Origin of the sequence: uncultured Streptococcus sp., from assembly GCF_963456385.1 — a bacterium.
Taxonomy (GTDB): Bacteria; Bacillota; Bacilli; order Lactobacillales; family Streptococcaceae; genus Streptococcus.
In genome coordinates this window covers 1-20,110 of the sequence record NZ_CAUOLF010000011.1, presented here as the reverse complement: position 1 = coordinate 20,110, position 20,110 = coordinate 1, and the positions used below count along the sequence as shown (strand labels likewise).

General features: G+C 43.5%; 22 protein-coding genes. 3 read left to right on the top strand and 19 right to left on the bottom strand.

The genetic code is table 11. The features are described 5' to 3' along the window. Nucleotides 1-35: 35 nt before the first annotated feature. The 13 genes from RP262_RS05880 to RP262_RS05820 all read right to left on the bottom strand — a co-directional run bounded on the left by RP262_RS05880 (nucleotide 36) and on the right by RP262_RS05820 (nucleotide 12,153). A complete protein-coding gene (locus tag RP262_RS05880; RefSeq protein ID WP_049552805.1) occupies nucleotides 36-332 on the bottom strand; it encodes a hypothetical protein in 297 nt (98 codons plus the stop codon). Continuing rightward, nucleotides 313-705 (bottom strand): hypothetical protein, encoded by a 393-nt coding sequence (locus RP262_RS05875; protein ID WP_049552804.1) that lies wholly within the window; start codon nucleotides 703-705, stop codon nucleotides 313-315. Before RP262_RS05875 ends, RP262_RS05880 begins: the two co-directional genes overlap by 20 nt. Then, on the bottom strand, nucleotides 687-1,967 hold the full coding sequence (locus tag RP262_RS05870) for a hypothetical protein (protein ID WP_049552803.1): 1,281 nt from the start codon (nucleotides 1,965-1,967) through the stop codon (nucleotides 687-689). Before RP262_RS05870 ends, RP262_RS05875 begins: the two co-directional genes overlap by 19 nt. Next, nucleotides 1,967-2,401: a hypothetical protein gene (locus RP262_RS05865; RefSeq protein WP_239682250.1), complete on the bottom strand. Its 435-nt coding sequence runs from the start codon at nucleotides 2,399-2,401 to the stop codon at nucleotides 1,967-1,969. The genes RP262_RS05870 and RP262_RS05865 overlap by 1 nt, the downstream gene beginning before the upstream one ends. 129 nt (nucleotides 2,402-2,530) lie before the next feature. Then, the gene (gene ruvB, locus RP262_RS05860; RefSeq protein ID WP_049552802.1) at nucleotides 2,531-3,529 is read right to left on the bottom strand and encodes a Holliday junction branch migration DNA helicase RuvB; all 999 of its coding nucleotides are present in this window, start codon (nucleotides 3,527-3,529) and stop codon (nucleotides 2,531-2,533) included. Nucleotides 3,530-4,088: 559 nt separating this feature from the next. Then, on the bottom strand, nucleotides 4,089-5,135 hold the full coding sequence (locus RP262_RS05855) for an aldose epimerase family protein (protein ID WP_125340214.1): 1,047 nt from the start codon (nucleotides 5,133-5,135) through the stop codon (nucleotides 4,089-4,091). A gap of 24 nt (nucleotides 5,136-5,159) precedes the next feature. Then, entirely contained in the window at nucleotides 5,160-6,197 is a 1,038-nt protein-coding gene (gene lacD / locus RP262_RS05850) for a tagatose-bisphosphate aldolase (protein ID WP_125340213.1), read from the bottom strand. Nucleotides 6,198-6,211: 14 nt separating this feature from the next. Beyond that, nucleotides 6,212-7,390: an SIS domain-containing protein gene (locus tag RP262_RS05845; protein WP_311154561.1), complete on the bottom strand. Its 1,179-nt coding sequence runs from the start codon at nucleotides 7,388-7,390 to the stop codon at nucleotides 6,212-6,214. Between the two features lie 311 nt (nucleotides 7,391-7,701). Beyond that, nucleotides 7,702-8,106, bottom strand: coding sequence for a PTS sugar transporter subunit IIA (locus RP262_RS05840; protein ID WP_002894390.1), 405 nt, complete (start codon nucleotides 8,104-8,106; stop codon nucleotides 7,702-7,704). 11 nt (nucleotides 8,107-8,117) lie between these two features. After that, nucleotides 8,118-8,942 carry a PTS system mannose/fructose/sorbose family transporter subunit IID gene (locus RP262_RS05835; RefSeq protein ID WP_002907685.1) on the bottom strand — a complete coding sequence of 275 codons (825 nt, stop codon included), beginning with the start codon at nucleotides 8,940-8,942 and terminating at the stop codon, nucleotides 8,118-8,120. Continuing rightward, complete coding sequence (locus RP262_RS05830; RefSeq protein ID WP_311154560.1) at nucleotides 8,929-9,834, bottom strand: PTS mannose/fructose/sorbose/N-acetylgalactosamine transporter subunit IIC; 906 nt, start codon at nucleotides 9,832-9,834, stop codon at nucleotides 8,929-8,931. The genes RP262_RS05835 and RP262_RS05830 overlap by 14 nt, the downstream gene beginning before the upstream one ends. 25 nt (nucleotides 9,835-9,859) lie before the next feature. Beyond that, entirely contained in the window at nucleotides 9,860-10,336 is a 477-nt protein-coding gene (locus tag RP262_RS05825) for a PTS system mannose/fructose/N-acetylgalactosamine-transporter subunit IIB (protein WP_002898809.1), read from the bottom strand. Next, the gene (locus RP262_RS05820) at nucleotides 10,333-12,153 is read right to left on the bottom strand and encodes a beta-galactosidase (RefSeq protein ID WP_311154559.1); all 1,821 of its coding nucleotides are present in this window, start codon (nucleotides 12,151-12,153) and stop codon (nucleotides 10,333-10,335) included. Before RP262_RS05820 ends, RP262_RS05825 begins: the two co-directional genes overlap by 4 nt. A 106-nt stretch (nucleotides 12,154-12,259) precedes the next feature. Here RP262_RS05820 and RP262_RS05815 point away from each other — a divergent pair, with 106 nt between their 5' ends. Then, nucleotides 12,260-12,976: a GntR family transcriptional regulator gene (locus RP262_RS05815; RefSeq protein ID WP_002907683.1), complete on the top strand. Its 717-nt coding sequence runs from the start codon at nucleotides 12,260-12,262 to the stop codon at nucleotides 12,974-12,976. A gap of 327 nt (nucleotides 12,977-13,303) precedes the next feature. On the opposite strand, the gene dhaM is transcribed toward RP262_RS05815, so the two are convergent. From dhaM to dhaK, 3 genes are read right to left on the bottom strand one after another with little or no spacing between them, the layout of a single operon-like run. Continuing rightward, a complete protein-coding gene (dhaM, locus tag RP262_RS05810) occupies nucleotides 13,304-13,678 on the bottom strand; it encodes a dihydroxyacetone kinase phosphoryl donor subunit DhaM (protein ID WP_060976538.1) in 375 nt (124 codons plus the stop codon). Then, nucleotides 13,678-14,256 carry a dihydroxyacetone kinase subunit DhaL gene (dhaL, locus tag RP262_RS05805; protein WP_311154558.1) on the bottom strand — a complete coding sequence of 193 codons (579 nt, stop codon included), beginning with the start codon at nucleotides 14,254-14,256 and terminating at the stop codon, nucleotides 13,678-13,680. Before dhaL ends, dhaM begins: the two co-directional genes overlap by 1 nt. Before the next feature lie 10 nt (nucleotides 14,257-14,266). Further along, nucleotides 14,267-15,256, bottom strand: a complete 990-nt coding sequence (gene dhaK / locus RP262_RS05800; protein ID WP_311154557.1) for a dihydroxyacetone kinase subunit DhaK — start codon at nucleotides 15,254-15,256, stop codon at nucleotides 14,267-14,269. A gap of 216 nt (nucleotides 15,257-15,472) precedes the next feature. On the opposite strand from dhaK, the gene RP262_RS05795 reads away from it, so the two are divergent. Both RP262_RS05795 and RP262_RS05790 read left to right on the top strand, forming a co-directional pair. Then, nucleotides 15,473-16,069, top strand: coding sequence for a TetR/AcrR family transcriptional regulator (locus tag RP262_RS05795; protein ID WP_002894377.1), 597 nt, complete (start codon nucleotides 15,473-15,475; stop codon nucleotides 16,067-16,069). After that, a complete protein-coding gene (locus RP262_RS05790; protein ID WP_311154556.1) occupies nucleotides 16,066-16,632 on the top strand; it encodes an NAD(P)H-dependent oxidoreductase in 567 nt (188 codons plus the stop codon). Before RP262_RS05795 ends, RP262_RS05790 begins: the two co-directional genes overlap by 4 nt. Before the next feature lie 44 nt (nucleotides 16,633-16,676). Here RP262_RS05790 and purB read toward each other — a convergent pair whose 3' ends face one another. The 3 genes from purB to RP262_RS05775 form a co-directional block, all read right to left on the bottom strand. After that, on the bottom strand, nucleotides 16,677-17,972 hold the full coding sequence (gene purB / locus RP262_RS05785) for an adenylosuccinate lyase (RefSeq protein ID WP_311154555.1): 1,296 nt from the start codon (nucleotides 17,970-17,972) through the stop codon (nucleotides 16,677-16,679). Then, nucleotides 17,969-19,825 (bottom strand): DUF262 domain-containing protein, encoded by a 1,857-nt coding sequence (locus RP262_RS05780; protein ID WP_311154554.1) that lies wholly within the window; start codon nucleotides 19,823-19,825, stop codon nucleotides 17,969-17,971. Before RP262_RS05780 ends, purB begins: the two co-directional genes overlap by 4 nt. A 108-nt stretch (nucleotides 19,826-19,933) precedes the next feature. Next, the coding region (locus tag RP262_RS05775) for an aspartate/glutamate racemase family protein (protein ID WP_311154590.1) at nucleotides 19,934-20,110 on the bottom strand (177 nt) is incomplete at its 5' end.

Below are 20,110 nucleotides of genomic sequence, written 5' to 3'. Positions count from 1 at the left end.
TTTCATGTTGGATATTAGTATCCCCCTTCACTTTATCACTTACCTATATCATCATATTTTACTAGCATATTGGGAACATACATTTCTAATCTTTTTAGGATATTACCCCGGATAGCCGTATCCATCTGACTACTGATATTGGTAATAGTTGTCTTTGTCTCAAGGGCAATTTGCTTAGCTCTAGTCTGAAATTCTTTCTTCACTTTTTCACGAGCTTTCTGCGCAGCCTGAGCTTCTGCTAATGCACGCTTGCGTTCCATTATCCTTCGCATCTCTTTCAAAGCAAATTCATATTCCTTGTCTGTATAATATTCATTTATTGGAGCTCTCATATCTCTTCCTCATCTGATAATATTCTTCTTCTAGCTTATCCCTGTTCTTTCGGAAAGCTTTTTCGCATTCGAGTTGTTTTTCATCTAATTTTATAGTTTGTTGATTATAAACAGTTTGGGATTCCAACATTAGATTTTCCATGTTAAAGAAATAGTCCTGCATATCCTCGGAAGAAACCGAAAACCTCTCCAAAACATAAGTCATTTTCTCTATCTCCTCATCTACTAAATTCCCGAATTCCCTGAAGCGGTCATAAAGTTCTTTCTCATTCCTCTCAAATAACTTTTTTTCATGACGATATTTATCTTCAAACTCAGTCAATTCTCGTTCTTTTCTGTTTACATCTTCCCAAGTTACATCTCTTCTTTCCATCGTTTAAATTCCTCCGCCAATCCTGCATCTGTTGCCAGTACTTTTTCAATAGCTTCCTGAAGCTGCCCGTTTAGTCGCTCAAAAGCTGTCGCTGAATCAGCCATTTTAGCAACTTGATGATTGGTTTCACTCTGAAAGCCATCTACATATTGGTCTTTTGTAACACCTTGACTAGCATAGATAGCTTCTACTTCTTCAATGGACAGTTCTGTATAGTTAGTAAAGTCAATTTTGGACCAGAGATTCGCTACTTGATTATTTGCCTCTTCAGATAATTTCAATAACTCTTCCGCTCCAATACGCGCTGCGTTCATCATACTAGAAGACAAAATCTGTCCCTGTACAGCATCCAGATAAATCTGTTCTGCTCCACTAATACGATTGGAAGCCCACCTCGTTTTTAATTCCTTATAACGCTGCATTCTACTCAAGCTATCAGCATAAGCTTTATAGAGCCCGCTGACTAAAGGTCTACCTACCTTGCTATCAATCACCTGTCCAGTTACAGGGTCAAATATCCATTCATCAATTCTATGACTAGTTCCATCTATCCAATATATAGTTTTGGGAATAGAATTTGATATATCATTTTGACTAGTAAACCATTCAGGATGATTAAAATCATTATAGCGGACTACATCGTCATTCTTTCTACGGTAATCCACAAACATAGCAGAGTTCTTTTCCAGAAACTGTTTTTCTTCCTCAGTCAAAGCTCCATATTTAAACCAAGCATTAAAAGTGGTTGTTGGAATATGATACTTTGCCCCCAATTTAAGCATGTATGCTCCTTGAGAATAACCAGATAATTTACTTACTTCATACTGAGGATTATCCATAATCTCTTTGACAAATTGATCCGCTACCTTATATTGAGGAGATAAGTATGTTTGTCTGGCTTCAACTGCACCAGCGGCATCACGCGTAAGCGGACCCAACTTGTTAACTGGACTTTTAGGATCCGTTCCTGCCGAAATTACAGCCACACTCTTATAGTCAGGCAGTCCGTTAACAATTGGCGCAACAGCCATGCCATCAAAACCAGTCTTAGAATCCACCTTAGTCGCAATAACACGAAATTCCTGACCGTCTGAAGTCGTAATAGTGTTGGTTTCGCCTTTTTTCAATTCACTATCTGGTTTAGCAGAGACAATGTTTGTTCTATTTTCTTTACGCTGTGCGTACTCTGGATTAACACTATAAACATTCGGGCCTTGGTTTAATTCATTGAGTTGCTTATCTGTATACATGTATGTAGTCATCACTGCTCCTCCTCTGACCCATCCGAATATCTAACTTTCACTTTTGATTTAGTTAAACCTCTCCTAGACTCTAAAAAATGTTGAAATTCTTCATCTTCATTATTATATACACCTATTCTAATTTTTTTAACATTTTTATCAAAAGCTAAAACGTGTTCCTTTAACGTCCCATCAAAAAATTTGAGCTTCACATCTGCCCCCCACGCTTCTGAAGGAATTGAGGTATATGATGGATTCGAAATATAAATTTCCTCAATTCCCTCATAAGAATTCTTCAAAGCCTTTACTAGACTGACTTCATACTCTCTGTTGCGACGCTCTTCTTCCGATTTTTTGTTCAAGGTAAACATATAAATAACTCCTACAGTAATGATAGTCAATAATACAATAACAATGAGCCATTTGAATCTGCTCATATATCTAGATTTTGCCATAAGATTTTTTCTCCTTTAGCTTTATTATACTATAATTTTTAAAGCAAAGTATAATAGAATAATGTTCTTTAGAGCCAATAATTCTACGATATATTGTTCTGACGTATGAAAAAAGAAACAACGTTTCCGTCATTCCTTCATATACTCATATCCTAAATGCTCATAGGCTTTACGGGTAGCCACGCGCCCAGTCCGAGTTCGCATGACAAAGCCTTTCTGAATCAGGTAAGGTTCATACATGTCCTCTACTGTTTCACGCTCCTCAGCAATATTGACCGAGAGGGTTCCCAGCCCTACCGGACCGCCACCGTAGACCTCAATCATAGTCTTCAAAATCTTCTGGTCCACATAGTCCAGCCCTTCTTGGTCCACATCCAGCATGGAGAGAGCTTGGTCGGTTATCTTATCATCAATCAGGCCATTGCCCATAATCTGCGCATAGTCCCGCACCCGCTTGAGCAAACGATTGGCAATCCGCGGTGTGCCTCGGCTACGCAGAGCAAGCTCCTTCGCAGCCTCGTGGGTAACATCCATCTCAAAAATCTCTGCCGTCCGCTCGACGATTTCCGTCAAGTCGCCAGCTTCATAATACTCCATGTGACCAGTAATTCCAAAGCGAGCCCGCAGAGGATTGGACAGCATGCCTGCCCGAGTGGTCGCCCCAATCAGAGTGAAAGGCGGCAAATCCAGATGGACACTGCGACTGGTCTCGCCTGAGCCAATCATAATGTCGATGTAAAAGTCTTCCATAGCGCTGTACAGCACTTCCTCTACTGCCATTGGCAAGCGGTGAATCTCATCTATAAAGAGGACATCACCCGGCTCAAGGTCATTTAAGATCGCAACCAAATCACCAGACTTCTCAATCACCGGACCTGAAGTCTGCTTGAGATTTACACCTAGTTCATTGGCAATGACAAAGGCCATGGTCGTCTTTCCTAGACCTGGGGGACCAAAAAGCAGGGTATGGTCCAGCGCCTCATCCCTCAGCTTGGCCGCTTCAATAAAAATCTTCAGTTGGTCCTTGACCTTGTCCTGGCCGATATACTCCTGCAAATACTGGGGACGCAAGGTGCGCTCCACCAATTCCTCATCACCCATTAATTCATTGTCTAAAATTCTACTCATAGAACTATTATAGCAGAAAATAAGGCAGAGGAAGCAAATCTAATCCACGTCTGAACACAAAAAAAGACCACCGGATTGGGTGGCCTTTATGGGAGATTATTATGAAAAAGTTTAGGATTTCTATCAAATAAAGTTAGGAGGTCTTCATTTGATACTCATAGTATACTGGCCCTAACTTAAAGAAACCTTAACTTTGTATAACGTATCCTTTAAAATTTAACATTTGAGTTACAATCCGATAAACTTCCTGTCTTATTCTAAAATTTGAGCAAAAAAAGACCACCGGATTGGGTGGCCTTTATGGGAGATTATTATGAAAAAGTTTAGGATTATCAAACAAAGTTAGGGGGCTTCATTTGATACTCATAGTATACTGCCCTTAGCTTAAGAAAAACTTAAAGTAAAATTCAGTTAGCAAAAAAATTTTGCTTTTGATTGTGGAGGCTTTTTCCTTTCTTAAGATTAGCCACTTATGAAAACATAGTCTCTAAAAACTGTACAAAGAAAAACGGCAGAAGGAGGTACTGCCGTTTTTCTGTGCTCTTTCGCGATTGTTTCTTTATAAAGTTGCTTTTACATCAGCAAAATACACTGTCCTGCTGGTGAAAATCTGACCGGCCTTGAGAATGACATCTGACTGCTGGCTACTGTGAATGGCATCCGGCAGTGCCTGGGCTTCCAAAGCCAAGCCATTATGCTGAATCATAGGCTGTCCGTCAAATTGAACCGAATCATCTACGCAATTCGCTGAATAAATCACTAAGCAGGGCGCCTGAGTCTCAATAGTCAGGCGGCGGCCCGATGCTGGATGATAGAGCGTCCCTGCCTGGTCTCGGATTGGGTTTAGCGCAAAAGGATGATCCAAGCCAGATACCAGATGAATTTGCTCATCGGTCGCAGCAAAAATTTCTTTAAGGGAAGCGCCCTTGGCCAGCTTCTTGACAAAGTCACGCTCTGCATCAGCCTTTTTTTCAGGAAGGCCGTCAGCTGCGATAGGATAGACACCACCAGTATTGAGCTGCAGGATATGGTCATCAATGGGCTGATTGAAACGACCAGACAGGTTGAAGTAGCTGTGGTTGGTCGGATTGACCAAGGTATCCTGATCTGTCTGGACCTGATAAGAAATTTCCAGCTTGCCCTTCTCTGTCAGGGTATAGGAAACCCAGATTTTCAGATTGCCAGGAAAGCCGCCAGTCCCATCAGTTCGCTCTGTATAAAAGGTGAGTCCGTCATTGCTGACTTCCTCTACTTCAAAAACCGTACTATCCCAGCCGCTGGAGCCACTATGGTTGCAGTTTAGGCCATTATTGACCTCTAGCTGAAAGGTCTGGCCATTTAGCTCAAAAGTTGCTCCGGCAATACGCCCAGCCACCGGACCAATACTGGCTCCGTGCTTGGGACTGTTTCCAATATAATCCTCAAACCGATTAAACCCGACGACGATATTGTCAAAGTGATTATCCTTATCAGGAGTAACATACTGGACGACAGTTGCTCCGTAGTTCATAACTATCAGACGATAGCCTCGATCGTTTTCAAAGGTATAAGCCAGAATCTCCTGACTGCCCAGCTTGCCAAAAATGGATTCTCGGTAAGATTTCATACCAAACCTCTTTTATCTATCCTGTTAAAAATCACGAACTTCCCAAGTCCTGTCTTCAAAAGGCAGGTCAAGCTTGTCCACCCAAGACACAGCTGTCTGGCGCAAGACTTGATTAAGATCCTCGATATTCTGACGGCCTGCCTCGTCCAGCCATGCTCGAGCTGCTGCAGCTCCCTCTTGGGCAAAGACAGAAACTGCATCCTTCCAGGTAGCCCGTCCGCACAGAACACCGTTAAACTGTGAGCCCGCTTCATGGGCTAGCCGCAGCGTTTCTTGGAAAAGTTCGGCACTGACACCAGCGCTGAGGAAGATGAAAGGCAAGTGCGTCGCATCTGACTGTTCTTTAAAGAAAGTTCGGGCTTCCGTCACGCTGTAGACTGGCTCAACTCCTTCTTTGGTGAAGCCCTCAACAAAGTTCATATTGACTGGCACTTCAACCTTTAAAACATCTACATGATAGCGGGGATCTGAAAAGTGCTTGACTGCCTCATTGACCTTGTGTGGCTTAAGCTTGGCATAGTTAGCATCCAAGACACTGTCACTCTTAGCATCATAGGTCAGAACCTCCAGAAAATAGGGGATGTCCTCAGCTAAACATTCACTGCCCACGCGCTCAACCCAGGCCTGCTTGATGTCGTTGATTTCAGACTTGTCATCAACATCATAGTAAATCAAGACCTTGACGGCATCTGCGCCCATGTCTCGGATGCGACTAGCTGACCAGTTAGGCAGCAAGTCCGGCAGGCGGCCCTCGGCTGTCGCATCATAGCCGGTCTTCTCATAGGCTACTATTAGCCCGCAGGAAGCATCTCGCAGCTTGGCTGCAGGCAGACCGAACTCCGGATCCAACAGGATGGAGCTGGCATAGGGCGTCAGCTGACTAGAGATTAATTCTTTAAACTGAACCAGAGCTTGGTCACCAGATGGCGCATCTTCTCCGCTGGCCAGCATTTTCTTGAGCGATCCACGCTGATCAATAGCCAAAGCCCCGATAATTCCCTGCTCGTCTGATAGTTTTTTCAAATGGCTCACTTTTTTGTGGCTGATTTGTAATTTCTCCATAACTTTTCCTTTTCTTACTGCCCAAGAGGGTGAATGATAACTCCCTGTACTACACGATTGACCGTGCCTGTCGGAGACGGTGTATCTGGACGGTTTTTGACCTTGAGCGAGGACAAGAGGGCAAAGAGCTGAGCGTAAACAATGTAAGGGAAGATGCGATAGCTATCTCCCAGAGGCTCTTGGGTACTTAGCACTACTTGACCGACTCCTTCCAACTGCTCCTCCCGGTCAGTCAGCAAGACCAGTCTACGGACAATCCCGTCACCAGCCACTTCCCTCACCAAGTCCAAATCATAAGCCTTGGTATAGGCATCTGCCGAACCAAAGACCAAAACGACTGTGTCTTGGTTAATCAGCGACTTAGGGCCATGCCGGAAACCGACTGGGCTTTCGTACATGGTCGCAATTTGGCCGGCTGTCAGCTCTAAAATCTTGAGTTGGGCTTCATGTGCCAAACCAAAGAAAGGCCCTGCCCCTAGATAAATGACCCGACTGAAATCCAAATCAACCAGCTGCTGCACATCTGCAACGTTTTCTAAAACATCCTGACTGAGCTGAATCAGAGCCGTAACCTTGGCTTCCTTCTGGGCTAGCTCAGCCCGGTCAAAGACCAAAAGGGCTGTCAACATCATAGAGCTGAAGCTAGAAGTCATGGCAAAGCCAGCATCGTTAGAAGCTTCTGGCTGCAGGAGCAAAAGATTCTTTTCATCACCTTGGGACTGCTGGGCTAACTTGCCTTGGGCAGCACAGGTAATGGTAATCTGATACAAGTCATCTACCAGCTGCTTGGCCAAGTCCACAGTCGCTACACTTTCTGGGGAATTTCCACTGCGGGCAAAGGAAACCAGCACTGTTGGTACTTCTCTCTTCAGATGCACCAAGGGATTGGCAACGATATCTGTCGTCGCAATGGCATTGAAATTCCATTTGCGCTCATCATAAATCTTCCTAAAATAAGGCGTCAAAGTATCTCCGACATAGGCTGATGAGCCTGCTCCGGCAAAAATGACCTTGATGTAGTCATGTTTGTCCTCGATTTTTTTCAGAAAAGCAGCGATATCTGCGGCCTGAGCCTTGTAACTGTCAAAAGCTTCTTGCCAGACCTCAGGCTGCTGGTAGATTTCTCTCGTTGTGATGTCAGCCCCCAGACGCTGCAATTCTTCCTGTGAATAATCTAACATTCTCTTTCTCATTCCTTTCCATCATTTGAAAAAAGGGGGAGCGAGACAGAAATCCAGAAAATCAAAGATTTTCGGCTCACTGTCCCACCCCCGCAACGATGGCCAGGCTTGAAATATGCTTTTAACAAGCTTTTTCAAACCAGACAGCGACTGCATTTTGCAATGCTGAACCACCCATTTCCCTAGGCCAAGAGGCATCTCCCAAATTCCCCTTAGACCAATATGCCTGAATCAACCACTGTGGCCAATCCTTACCTATCAGCAGTCTCCCATCTGCTGACAGCGCAAGGACTTGACCCAACTAGAAGTGATTGTTCAAGTTTTTATTCATCTTCATCATCCATTAGGCCTGCTAGGACATCATTAACCTTAACAATATTCTCTGCTGCTTTGGATGGATAGCTAACTTCTGCTCCTGTCAAAGAAGCGTTAATAAACTCAATGACCATGGGCAGATTGACCCCCGCATAAAGCTCGATATCCTGTCCTTCCATAATGAAGCGGCTGACTACATTACAAGGAGTGCCCCCCAAGAGATCCGCAAAAACCAAGTAATCCTCAAAATCTTTGACCGTCTCTAAGAATTTAGCTGCGAAATCTTCTGGACCTTCCTCCGGAAGCAGGGCTACTGCATGGATGTCTTCCTGAGGCCCCATAATCATTTCCGTAGTGGTTTTCAGTTCTTCACAAAAGCGACCGTGGCTGACTAAAACTAATTTCTTACTCATAAATTACTCCATTACTCTGGTACTTGTCCCAGCAGGAAGTAGCCGATAGCAGAGAAGCTTACTGCCATGATAATGATAATGAAGATAGCCTTAGTAGAGTTCATTCCTTTCTTGCCCAAGAGCCAGAAGATAAAGCCTGTAAAGACTGCTGGAATCAAACGTGGGAAAATCAGATTCATCATGTCTTGGAAATCAATAGCCTTTTTACCGATGTTCCATACCCAAGATACTTCAAAGTTAATCATAGTAGCAATCAAACCACCCACCATGAAGATACCCAGTACAGAAGCCGCTTCAACAAGAGCTGTCAAAGTACTTTGCATGTTGGTAATGAGATTGACCCCTTCTTTATAGGCGAATTCTAGCTGTTTCCAACGGAAAATGTCATAAGCAACTGCTACAGCAATCCAAAGGAAAATTCCCCAAGGCTGGCCTGCAATAGCCATGGTAGCAGCGATAGATCCCATGATAGCTGGTACAAGTGAGCCAAAGATGGAGTCTCCAAGAGGAGCGAACGGCCCCATAAGACCTGTCTTGATACCATTGACCGCATCTTTTGATTTAACGCCGTCTTTTTCTTCCATAGCTAGGTCAAAACCTGCAATAATAGTATGGAAGAAAGGTGAAGTATTGAAGAATTGCGTATGCAATTTCATCATTTCTTTCAATTCAGGAGTGCCGTCACCATACATTTTGCGCAGCTGAGGCAAGAGCATGTAGAGGTAACCAGAACCTTGCATCCGCTCGTAGTTCCAGCCTAATTGGAAAGTGAACAAGCTGCGTTTATTGATTTGTTTAAAATCTTCTTTTGTTAATTTATAATTAGAGTTCGTCATCTTCAATTTCCTCACTTTCTGATTTTGTACTAGCAGCTGGAGCAGCAGCTACTGTTCTTTGGCTGTATTTGAAATGCTGTACTGCAAGGAAAACACCAAAGATCGCCACACCAATCATAGACAAGCTTTTGAAGTTGTTGGCAAATGTGATTGCAGCATCTTTTGGAAGAGTTCCAACAATACTAGATACAGCCCCACCCAAAGTTTGGATGTTTGAGTAAAGCACAGTCAGCATAGCAGTCAAGCCAAAACCAAGAGCTAAGTAGTGAAGATTACGTTTAACTGGAAGGTAACGAAGCAAGATAGCAAACCCAAGTCCTGGAAGCATACGACCTGCCAGCGTCAAACCTGCAGCCAGCCATTTCACACCAGCAACACCATCTACTATCGCTTGAACAAATGTTCCACCAAATGCCAGAGCCAGAAAGACTGGGAGGGCACGAGACAGAGCCCAAGGAAGGGCACCTAAGAGATAGTTGCGTTCAATACCTTTATAGTCGAAGCGTTCAATTGCTGCATCCACACGGTGCGCGAAATAAGTCGTTGTCATACGACCTAAGATATCAAAGTAAGTTAGCAAAGTTGCTACCGGTACTGCGATTGTCGCAATAGCCAACTCCGGCTTAATGCCTTGTGCTACGGAGAAGGCTGTCGCCAAAACGGCACCTGATGTCGCATCAATACGAGAAGCCCCACCAAATGTCCCTACACCAAGAACGAACAATTGCAGGCTACCACCGATAAACAAACCGGTCGTCAAATCACCCATAATCAAGCCAGTAATGAAACCAGCAAATACAGGGGATCCTGCTGAAGAAACGATGGTCAACTCATCACAGATTTGATAAGCTGAGTACAAAGTGAGTAGTAAAATTTGCCACCATTGTATCATAACAATGTCCTCCTAAAATTTTGTCTTATTTTAATAACTTCATGAAATCCTCAACTGGATCGTTGGGAACCATTTGCGCTGTCAGTTTGACTCCTTTTTCATGCAGCTTGTGAAAGGCTTCAACATCTGCATCTACCACGTTGATAGAGCGGGTAATGGAGCGAGTTTCATCTGACTGAGACATATTGCCGACGTTCAGCGTTTCCAGTGGAACACCAGCTTCGACCAACCGCAGGAAGCGGTCTGGCTTGCGAGCGACAATCAAGAGTCGCTGTGAATCATACTTGCCGGCCAAGATATTTTCTGCTGCCTTAGCAATCGGCAAGACACTAAGTTTCACACCAGCTGGCGTTGCGAGCTTGAGCCCGCTCTTTTCGATAGCGTTTTCAGCTACCTCATCGTCAATCACCATAATGCGTGAAATGTTAAGCTTGGTAGTCCAAAGATTGGCTACCTGTCCATGGATCAAACGTCCATCGATACGTGCACCTACTATTGTCATAGATTTTCCCCCTTTATTGTTTTAAATGTAGGTTGGTTAACTAAGTGAATGGTTTCGCTGTAGATCTCTTCTGTCTCAAAGATAATAATGCGATTGTCGCCTTCTCTGAGCAGGCTGTGCGGGATATAGAGCGATAAGGTCGGTCCGACATTCCAGAAACGGCCAATGCTGACACCGTTGACAAAGACGACGCCCTTGCCAAAGTCGGACAGATCCAGGTAAGTATCTTTAAGCGCTTTCATTTTAAAGTCAAAAGCGTAGAAAGCTGGTTGCTTTTCCTGCCACCCTTTTGAAAAGTCGATCTTTTCTGGATGGTCCAGCGGCAATGGATAATGCTGCCAGTCAAGCAGGAAGTGCAGGTCCTTGCAGACACCTGTGCGAATCCCCTTCTGCTGGGTATCTGCCAAGAGCTTGTGGCCATAATTGACCCGACCCATATTCTCCATCAAAATATCAATCTGGTGCTCTGTCTTTTTCTGGCCGTCCACCATGATATCCTGACCGATTTCTGTCTGGTACTGGGTTGCTATGTGCTGACCGTCCACATAGAGCTGCATACGGTCGCGGCCATCAATGACACGGAGCCTTTCCTGATCAGCATCCCAACTAGCCCAAGTTCGATAGAGCAGGTAGCCGACATTTTGCCCCAACTCCTCCATCTTCATCGGATAGAGACTTTCGATAGGCTGAGCCAAGTCTGGCAATGTCTCAAAGAGACTAACTTTCTGACTGAGCGGGATATTCCTGAGTTCAAAAGACTCTTTCACCAGCGGCTCCATCTGTGGATACTCTGGATAATGCTCTTTCAGCATCCTCTGGACTGCATAGTACTTATCCGTCGGATTGCCACGCTCATTGAGTAGAGCATCATAGTCATAGGAAGTTACCTGTGGCAGGTCAATGACACCTCTGGCCGAACAGCCGTTCATGAAGCCAAAGTTGGTACCGCCATGAAACATATAGAGATTGATTGAGCCCTGCTGGAGCACTTCGTGAACAGCTTGAGCCAGCTCGTCTGGATCTCGCTTGATGATAGGTTCTTTCCAGCGATTGAACCAGCCATCCCAGAACTCCATACACATGAGTGGCCACTTTTTGCCATGCTCGTCAAAGAATTCCTGCATCTGACCAAAGTTATAATCTGCCTTGGAGCCGAAATTTCCTGTCACAAAGAGATTATCTTCAATCAGTGTACCGGCTTTCAGTGTGGCCCGCCAAGGTCCATCTGATGTGAAGAGCGGACAGGTCACACCGCGCTCTTCCATGAGCTGTCTGATTGCTCTCAGGTAGGCCTTGTCTTCCCCATAAGAACCGTACTCATTTTCCACCTGCATCATGAGGATATTACCCCCATTGTCCAGCAGCCTTGGAGTCAGTCGCGGCAGCAGCTCGTCATAATAGCTGGCTACGGCCTGCAGAAAGGCTTCATCTGATGAGCGGATGCGCATATTTTCATTGAGCAGCCAGGCCGGCAGACCACCGAACTCCCACTCCGCGCAGATAAAAGGCGAAGGGCGGATAATGGCATAAAGTCCCAAATCCTGAGCCGTCTGTAAAAATGCCTCAATATCTAAAATCCCTTGAAAATTAAAGACACCTTTTTGGGGTTCGTGCATATTCCAGGGAAGATAAGTCTCCACTGTGTTAAAGCCCAGAGCTTTGAGATTATAAAGGGAATGATACCAATCCTCAGGCTGTACCCGAAAATAGTGAATGGCTCCCGATAAAATCTTAAACTCCCGATCATCCAAACAGAAGGAATGACCAATTTTGAATCTTGCCATCTGATGTTTCCTCAGGTATAAAACCGCTTTCATCTCTTATTAATATTAATATAATAAATTTTTGCATAAATGTCAACATTTTTTTTAAAAATATGTTAAAATCTTAAGTAAGAAAAGTAAAAAAAGAGAGGTGAACAAAATGGCTATTCCAAAATACCAACAAATCAAAGATGAGCTCAAGCAGCAAATCATTTCTGGCAAATTTGAAAATGGCGATAAGTTTTACACAGAGGCTGAGCTGATTCAGATGTTTAATGTCAGCTCCATTACCGTTGTCCGCGCTTTGAATGAACTGGCCAACGATGGTTACATCATCCGCCAACAAGGCAAGGGAACCTTCGTTTCACGTGCAAGAAAGCACAAACTGGTGGAATTTTCTGACGTTGAGACCTTCCCTATCCAAAAAGATAAGGTGACTGTTCTCTCCATTAAACGCGGGAATGACCTGAAAATCTTAGATAAGCTAGAACTAGCACCAACGCAGTTCTACTATAAGATCGACCGGATCAGACGGACTGGCGATAAAGTCTATATCTATCACCAAACCTATATCCCTGAGCAGTACATCAATCCTAACTATCCAGATATGGACTACTACAGCTCTATCTACAACCGCTTCAAAACTGACTACCACATTCACATGAATGATGAGCATTTTGAAGAGACCAATGAAATTGTCTTCCCAACACCAAAAGATGTTGCGAAAGTGCTGGAAGTTGATACCAACTTCCCGACCGTTCATCAGGTGAAGATTACCCAGCTGGAAAGCACTGGACAGATCTTAGAGTACAGCGAAACTTACAAACGCGGCGACTTCTTCAAGATCAAGTTCATTTCCTGCAATCGGGACCACTAAGATTGAAAACGATGGCTTCTAATCGGCTGTCGTTTTTTGTTTCATCTTGTGTACTTATATCTATTATAAGTCTATCTATACCAATTTGCAATCCATTCTAAGAACTTTTGTTCATTAAAAAGTGAATTGTGTCAAAAAGTAAACAGGGCCTATTAATTTGTCCTGTTTTTCAATTATCCTAAGGAAGAAAAAATAAGAAACACTGGCTATTCCCCTGAAATTGGTACAGTGATAAAGCAAAAAAGCTGGGATTGAATCTCAGCTTTTTGATATAAAATGTTCTTTATTTTGCAAATGAAGTCGTTTATTAAGTCTCTAGAAAACCTGCTATTTCTTTATTTCTAATTCACGGACCTGAAGCAAAACATTAGGTAAATCTGCCCCAGCCTGAAGAAGGGCAGCAGCCGTATAAGTGCCTTCTACTAAGGGAACATTATTGATAATGATTTCCTTGTCAGAAAAGTCCGCGACCATTTCCAGATTCATCCGAGCCGAACCCAGATCGAAAAAGGCCAAAATAGTGTCCTTGTCATTAGCATCTAAAGCTGCCTGAATCCCTTCAAAGCTCGTACCAATGCTGCCGTCTTCTAGCCCGCCTACATAGCTGATGCTCACATCTGCCGCCACCTGCGAAATGAGGTCAAACAAGCCTTGGGCCAGGTTTTTGGAATGAGAAACGATAAGAATGCCAGTATCTGCCATCAGCCTGCCTCCGTTTCTAGAAGAGCCTCAAAGAGGAGACCAGATGAAGCCGAACCGGGATCGATATGACCGATAGAGCGCTCACCGACATAGGAAGCCCGCCCCTTGGTCGCCTTCAAATCCTTAGTCGCTTCCACTAGGGAACCAATCATTTCACGCGTCAAGTCTCCGGACTGCAGAGAAATGGGAATCCCCGACCAGACATCCACCATGGTCTTCTCACCTGGCACAGCCTTGCCCCGCTTCTGAATCATGTCCAGCCCAGCTTGGATGACTTCTGACAAGTCTTTGCCGTCTTTTTCAGCTTTGGCCATACCCATGAAAGCTGAGCCATAGAGAGGTCCGGAAGCACCGCCGACCTTGCTAATCAGCTGCATAGAAACAGCCTGAAAAACCTCAGCCGCACTGGCAAAGTCCTTAGCAGCTAGACTCTCTACTGCTGCCGCCATTCCCCTGGCCATATTGGCGCCATGATCACCGTCGCCGATGGGAGTGTCGAGATCAGACAGGTAGACTTTCTGGTCCTGGATCTTCTCGTTGAACAACTGCATCCATTTTTTTGCTCTTGCTGCGTCCATAAGTACCTCCTTACCAAGCGGCTGTTGTGACAGGACTGTTGAGAGCTGTCAGCCAGTCTGGCTGGTCCAGCTGGATAAAGGTCAGAGAAATCCCCGCCATATCAATGGAGGTCATGTAATTACCCAGCTTTTTGTAAACAACTTCGACTCCAGCATCTGCCAGGAGATTTGCTACATCTGCCGCAAAGACATACTGCTCCATGAGCGGTGTTGCCCCCATACCATTGATGAGGATACCAATTTTTTTGCCAGATTTGAGCTCAAAGGACTGACTGAGTTTTTCGACCAATTCTTTAGCTAAGTCCTTAGACGGCTGCATCTTTTCCTTGCGATAGCCTGGCTCACCATGGATGCCAATACCGAACTCTATCTCATCATCAGCCAAAACAAAACCAGGCTTGCCGACTTCCGGTACGGTTGCCCCGCTCAGAGCCAAGCCAACCGTGTGAATATTTTTGACCAGCTCATCAGCCAAAGCCTTGATTTCAGTCAGAGATTTGCCTGCACGCGCCGCATCCCCTAGAATCTTATGGACAAGAATGGTGCCAGCCACTCCACGGCGACCTTGAGTATAGAGACTGTCTTCCACTGCGATATCGTCATCTACGACGACACTAGCCACCTCAATTCCTTCCATCTCAGCCATTTCCTGAGCCATTTCAAAGTTCATGATGTCACCGGAGTAATTCTTAATCACCATGAAGACCCCAGCTCCCTCATCTGCTTCCTTGATAGCCTGCAAGACCTGGTCTGGTGTTGGTGAAGTAAAGACCGCTCCGCAGATAGCGGCCGACAGCATGCCCTCCCCAACAAAGCCCGCGTGGGAAGGCTCATGACCACTGCCACCGCCAGAAATCAAGCCAACCTTGCCTGTCTTCTCACTCTTGCGGGCAATGATATCGAAGCCCTCCACCCGATAAACCAAATCGCTGTGAATATAGGCCAAGCCGTCCAGCATCTCGTCCACAACCGCTGTTGGATCGTTGATAATTTTCTTCATAGATGTCCTCCGTTTCTCAGCGTTTCTTTACAACGAGCAATTCTCTCTAAAAAGAAAGCGCTATCATTTTAATGTTATTTTAACATTTTATCTTACCGAAAGCAAATTCTGCCACATCCTAGACTAGAAGAAAGCATCAAATTAGTTGACAAGAAAAAGTAGACAGTGTATACTAAAGATAAATAAGTAGACAGTGTATACTTTAGGAGAAAATGAATGAAACGCAATACTGCCCAGCTGAAAGAACAACTCATCCAAACAGGGATTGACGAAATCGGAAAACACGGAATTGAACAGCTTTCGCTCAGGACTGTTGCCAAGGCCTGCGGTGTAACTCACGGCAGCCCCTACCGCCATTTTGAGAGCAAGGAAGGCTACCTCAAGGTAGTTTTGACCCAGCTTTCGCTGTTTCTCAATCAGGAAATCAATGAAAATATTGATGCGACAGGTTCTGCGCGTGATCAGCTGACCCGGCTTGGACTTAATTTCATTATTTTTGCCAAGACCTACCCTCATTTTTTCGAAGCTCTCTTTATCAAATTTCCTTTTAAATATATGAAGGTGACTCAGGACACCATTCTCTTGGAGTCTGACCTGCCTGGATTTGATAAATTTAAGGAGCTTGTTTTAAAGCTTCGCGAGGAGGAAAATTTTAGCAATAGCGAAGCAGAAAGCCTTTTTCACTTTTGGAGCTTTATCACAGGCCTAGCCGTTCTGACCAACAGTCCTATCGGACAAGACCTTGATCCTCAAGCCATCCAAAGCACGATCGAGCACATGCTTGACATTTATATCAAAGGAGAACGATCATGAAAACCTTGATTATTTACACCCACCCCAGCCCAACTGGCTTCAATACTGCTATTCTCAAAGAGGTTCAAAGCAACCTTTCTAAGAAGCATGAGGTGAAAACCTTGGACTTGTATGCTGAAAATTTTGACCCGATTTTGCGCTTTGACCAAGAACATAGACGCCGTGACCTGCACAAAGACCCTGAAATGGCCAAATACCGGGATTTGATTACCTGGGCAGACCACCTGATTTTCATTTTTCCTATCTGGTGGAGCGGTATGCCGGCCATTCTCAAAGGCTTTATCGACCGTGTCTTTGCTGCTGACTTTGCCTACTCTTATAAGAAAGTCGGACTCCAAGGCCACCTGCAAGGCAAGTCCGGCTGGATTATCGTCAGCCACAACACACCAGGTTTTGCTCTGCCTTTCGTCCAAGACTACGGCAAGGTACTTAAAAATCAAGTCCTGAAACTTTGTGGTATTTCTCCAGTCAAACTGACCGAGCTCAACGGAGTAGAACGTAAAACAGACCAACAACGCCAAGAAATGCTCAAGAAAATCGGGCAACTGGCCAGTCAAATTTAAGATAAAGCAAATAGGCGCTTCTTACGAAGTGCCTATTTTTTTGTTTAATCTAGCCCCACACGCTTGAAGATTTCATCTACGCGTTTTGTATAGTAAACTGGGTTGAAGATTTCATCGATCTCTTCCTGAGTCAGACGAGAAGTGACTTCTGGGTCCGCTTCGAGCAAAGGCTTGAAGTCCACTTGATTGTCCCAAGACTGGGCAGTCTTTGGCTGCACCAAGTCATAAGCCTGCTCCCGCGTCATGCCTTTTTCAATCAAGGTCAACATAGCCCGCTGGCTGAAAATAAGACCAAAGGTTGAGTTCATGTTACGCTTCATATTTTCTGGGAAGACGGTCAGGTTCTTGACGATATTACCAAAGCGGTTGAGCATATAGTCGATGAGAATGGTCGTGTCCGGAGCGATGATCCGCTCAGCTGATGAGTGGGAAATGTCGCGCTCATGCCAGAGAGAGACATTCTCAAAGGCTGTCACCATGTGACCACGAATGACACGCGCAAGACCAGTCATATTTTCAGAGCCGATTGGATTGCGCTTGTGAGGCATAGCTGAAGATCCTTTTTGACCCTTGGCAAAGAACTCTTCGACCTCGCGCTGCTCAGACTTTTGCAGACCGCGGATCTCAGTTGCCATGCGCTCGATAGATGTCGAAATCAAGGCCAAAGCAGAGAAGTATTCAGCGTGGAGGTCACGTGGCAATACTTGAGTCGAAATCTCCTGCGGACGGATGCCTAATTTCTCACAGACATAACTTTCCACGAATGGCGGAATGTTGGCAAAGTTCCCAACCGCACCAGAAATTTTCCCAGCTTCCACACCCGCAGCCGCAAGCTCAAAACGCTCGATGTTGCGCTTCATTTCGCTGTACCAAGTTGCGAGCTTAAGGCCGAAAGTCGTCGGCTCCGCATGCACCCCGTGGGTCCGTCCCATCATGATGGTGAACTTGTGCTCCCGCGCCCGCTCTGCAATAATGTCGGTAAAGCGACGCAGGTCCTCACGAATAATGTCATTGGCCTGCTTGTAGAGGTAGCCGTAGGCCGTATCCACCACATCGGTCGAGGTCAGGCCATAGTGCACCCACTTGCGCTCCTCGCCCAGCGTCTCAGAAACCGCACGAGTAAAGGCCACCACATCGTGGCGCGTCTCCTGCTCAATCTCCAAGATGCGGTCAATGTCAAAGCCTGCCTTCTCACGAATCAAGGCCACATCTTCCTTGGGAATCTCACCCAGCTCAGCCCAAGCCTCATCAGCCAGAATCTCTACCTCTAGCCAAGCCTTGTACTTATTTTCCTCAGTCCAAATGTTCGCCATTTCAGGGCGAGAGTAACGGTTGATCATTTTTGATCCTCCTTGATTTCTCTATATCTGTTAAATTCTTCCACCAACTTAGGATCATTTGTTAACACTCTTTCAAAATGTTTACCTTTTTCTTTCAACAAATTTAACAATTTTTCCAAGTTATTATTCTTTAACAACTCATGAGTCTTGAAATAGTTATCTATATCTTCTTTTGTAATATCAAATTGAGCAGGATTAAATTGAAAAGCATCATTAAAAATAATATTTAACAAGTCTTCTTTTCTATGTTGAAAATCAAAATTACCATTATCATCTAAGTAATCTTTTAGCTTTTGGTTACTTTTAATCGTAGAACGTTTTTCTAAAATATCTAATTTTTCTACTAAAGTTTTATTCTCCAACTCCTCCGAATTAATTTCAGAACTTGTCAGTGTTAAATTTTGGATTAAAGAATTATCAGTATAACCATCATCACATAACAAATGTTCTATAGTAAGTTTAGTTATAGGTAATTTTGTATCTAAATGATCTAATTCATACAAAACACCTAAAACATAGCGAACAAGGGCTCTGTTTTTAGATAATGTATCGTCTTTATTAGAAAAACGGAATGTCTTATTTTCGCTAAATGTCTTCTTTAAATCTCCATCAGGAAGAAGTGTAGCGGCTTCATAAAAGAAACGTGATAAATACAATTTAAATTCTGTAGGAAAGCTAGAATGATAAATATCATATGATAAATTGGCTACTAGTTTTTCCAATCTATTACTTGAGAGTCTGAACGTATTAAAAGCAAAGAAATAGTTTCTTATCGTTTTAAAACTTTCTAACTTTAGTTTTTCGTCAATGACTCCTTGCTTTTCTTTTAATAATATCGCGCTTAGAAGTGGCTTAACTTGTTGATTTCGTTTAATATTGAAATATTCAATTGTACGATCATCTGTATCCTTATCAGAAATTTCAATAAAAACTTCTGCATATTCGTTGAGATTATGAAGAAAATCAGATAGTTCATCAACTGGAACTTCTTCTTTTATCAAACGATAGACAGATTCTAAATTACTAGCCTGTTTCTTGATATAACATTTTGCAAACCCTTGTAGTAGTGAATCAGGATTACTTAATTTACTGGAGTTAGTTTCAATTCTTCTCCATGTTTGTTTGGCTTTATCAATAAATGCGTCTTCTCTTGGTTGGACGTACTTCATAATATGATTTTTAAGAAGCTCTATCTGCTTAAGTTTTTGTCCTCTAGCATTTAGTACTTCAAATATATTATAAATTTCTTCTTCTTGATCAGAAATAATTTCTACAACTTTTGCACTCAGCAACTTATCAATAAATTGTGATAGTTCATCAAAAATAGAAGACTTAAATTCATTATAAAAAAATGAATACAAATTATAATAATTATTTGATTTGGATACTTTGACTACTTCCTTAGCTGTCGCAGCGTCAATTATTTCTTTGATATCTTCATCAAAGTCTTCATTCTTTATAACAGGAATCCTTTGTGATTCATTATTTAGACTAGAAATAAATGAGTTAAAAATGTATTTCCCTCTATTTTTAGCAGTTTCATCATTTAGTTCTATTAGTTTTCTATACAAAGCAATAATTAAAATATAAATAGTAGTTAGACGTTGCTGTCCATCAATAATTTCGTATTTATCAATACCTTTTTCATTGTTCAGCTTGCTAAGTACAATGGTTCCTAAAAAATGAGACCAAGGAATTTCATCCCCATTATTCATCGAAAAACGAATATCAACTAATAATTCTCTCCAGTTAACTTCTTTCCAAACATAATTCCTTTGATATCGTGGAATACTATATTCTACTGATCTCTGAAAAATATCATTAATAGGTCGTGTCTCAGTTGTAAAAGCCATAAATTTTTTACCTCTTTTAATAATTATTCCTAAACTCAGCCACACTATCCGGCACATCACTAAACAAAGTCACATGTCCCATCTTGCGGTTGTGCTTGTCTTCTATAATCATTTATTTACCGCCCACTCCGCTGCTTTCTCTGCATGAATCACCGTTGTGTCGTAGAGTGGCAGGTCAGTGTCGGATTGCTTGACGAGAAGACCAATCTCGGTACAACCCAAGATAACAGCTTCTGCGCCTGCTTTTTTCAAATCATCTATAACGGCAAGATAAGTCTGCTTTGA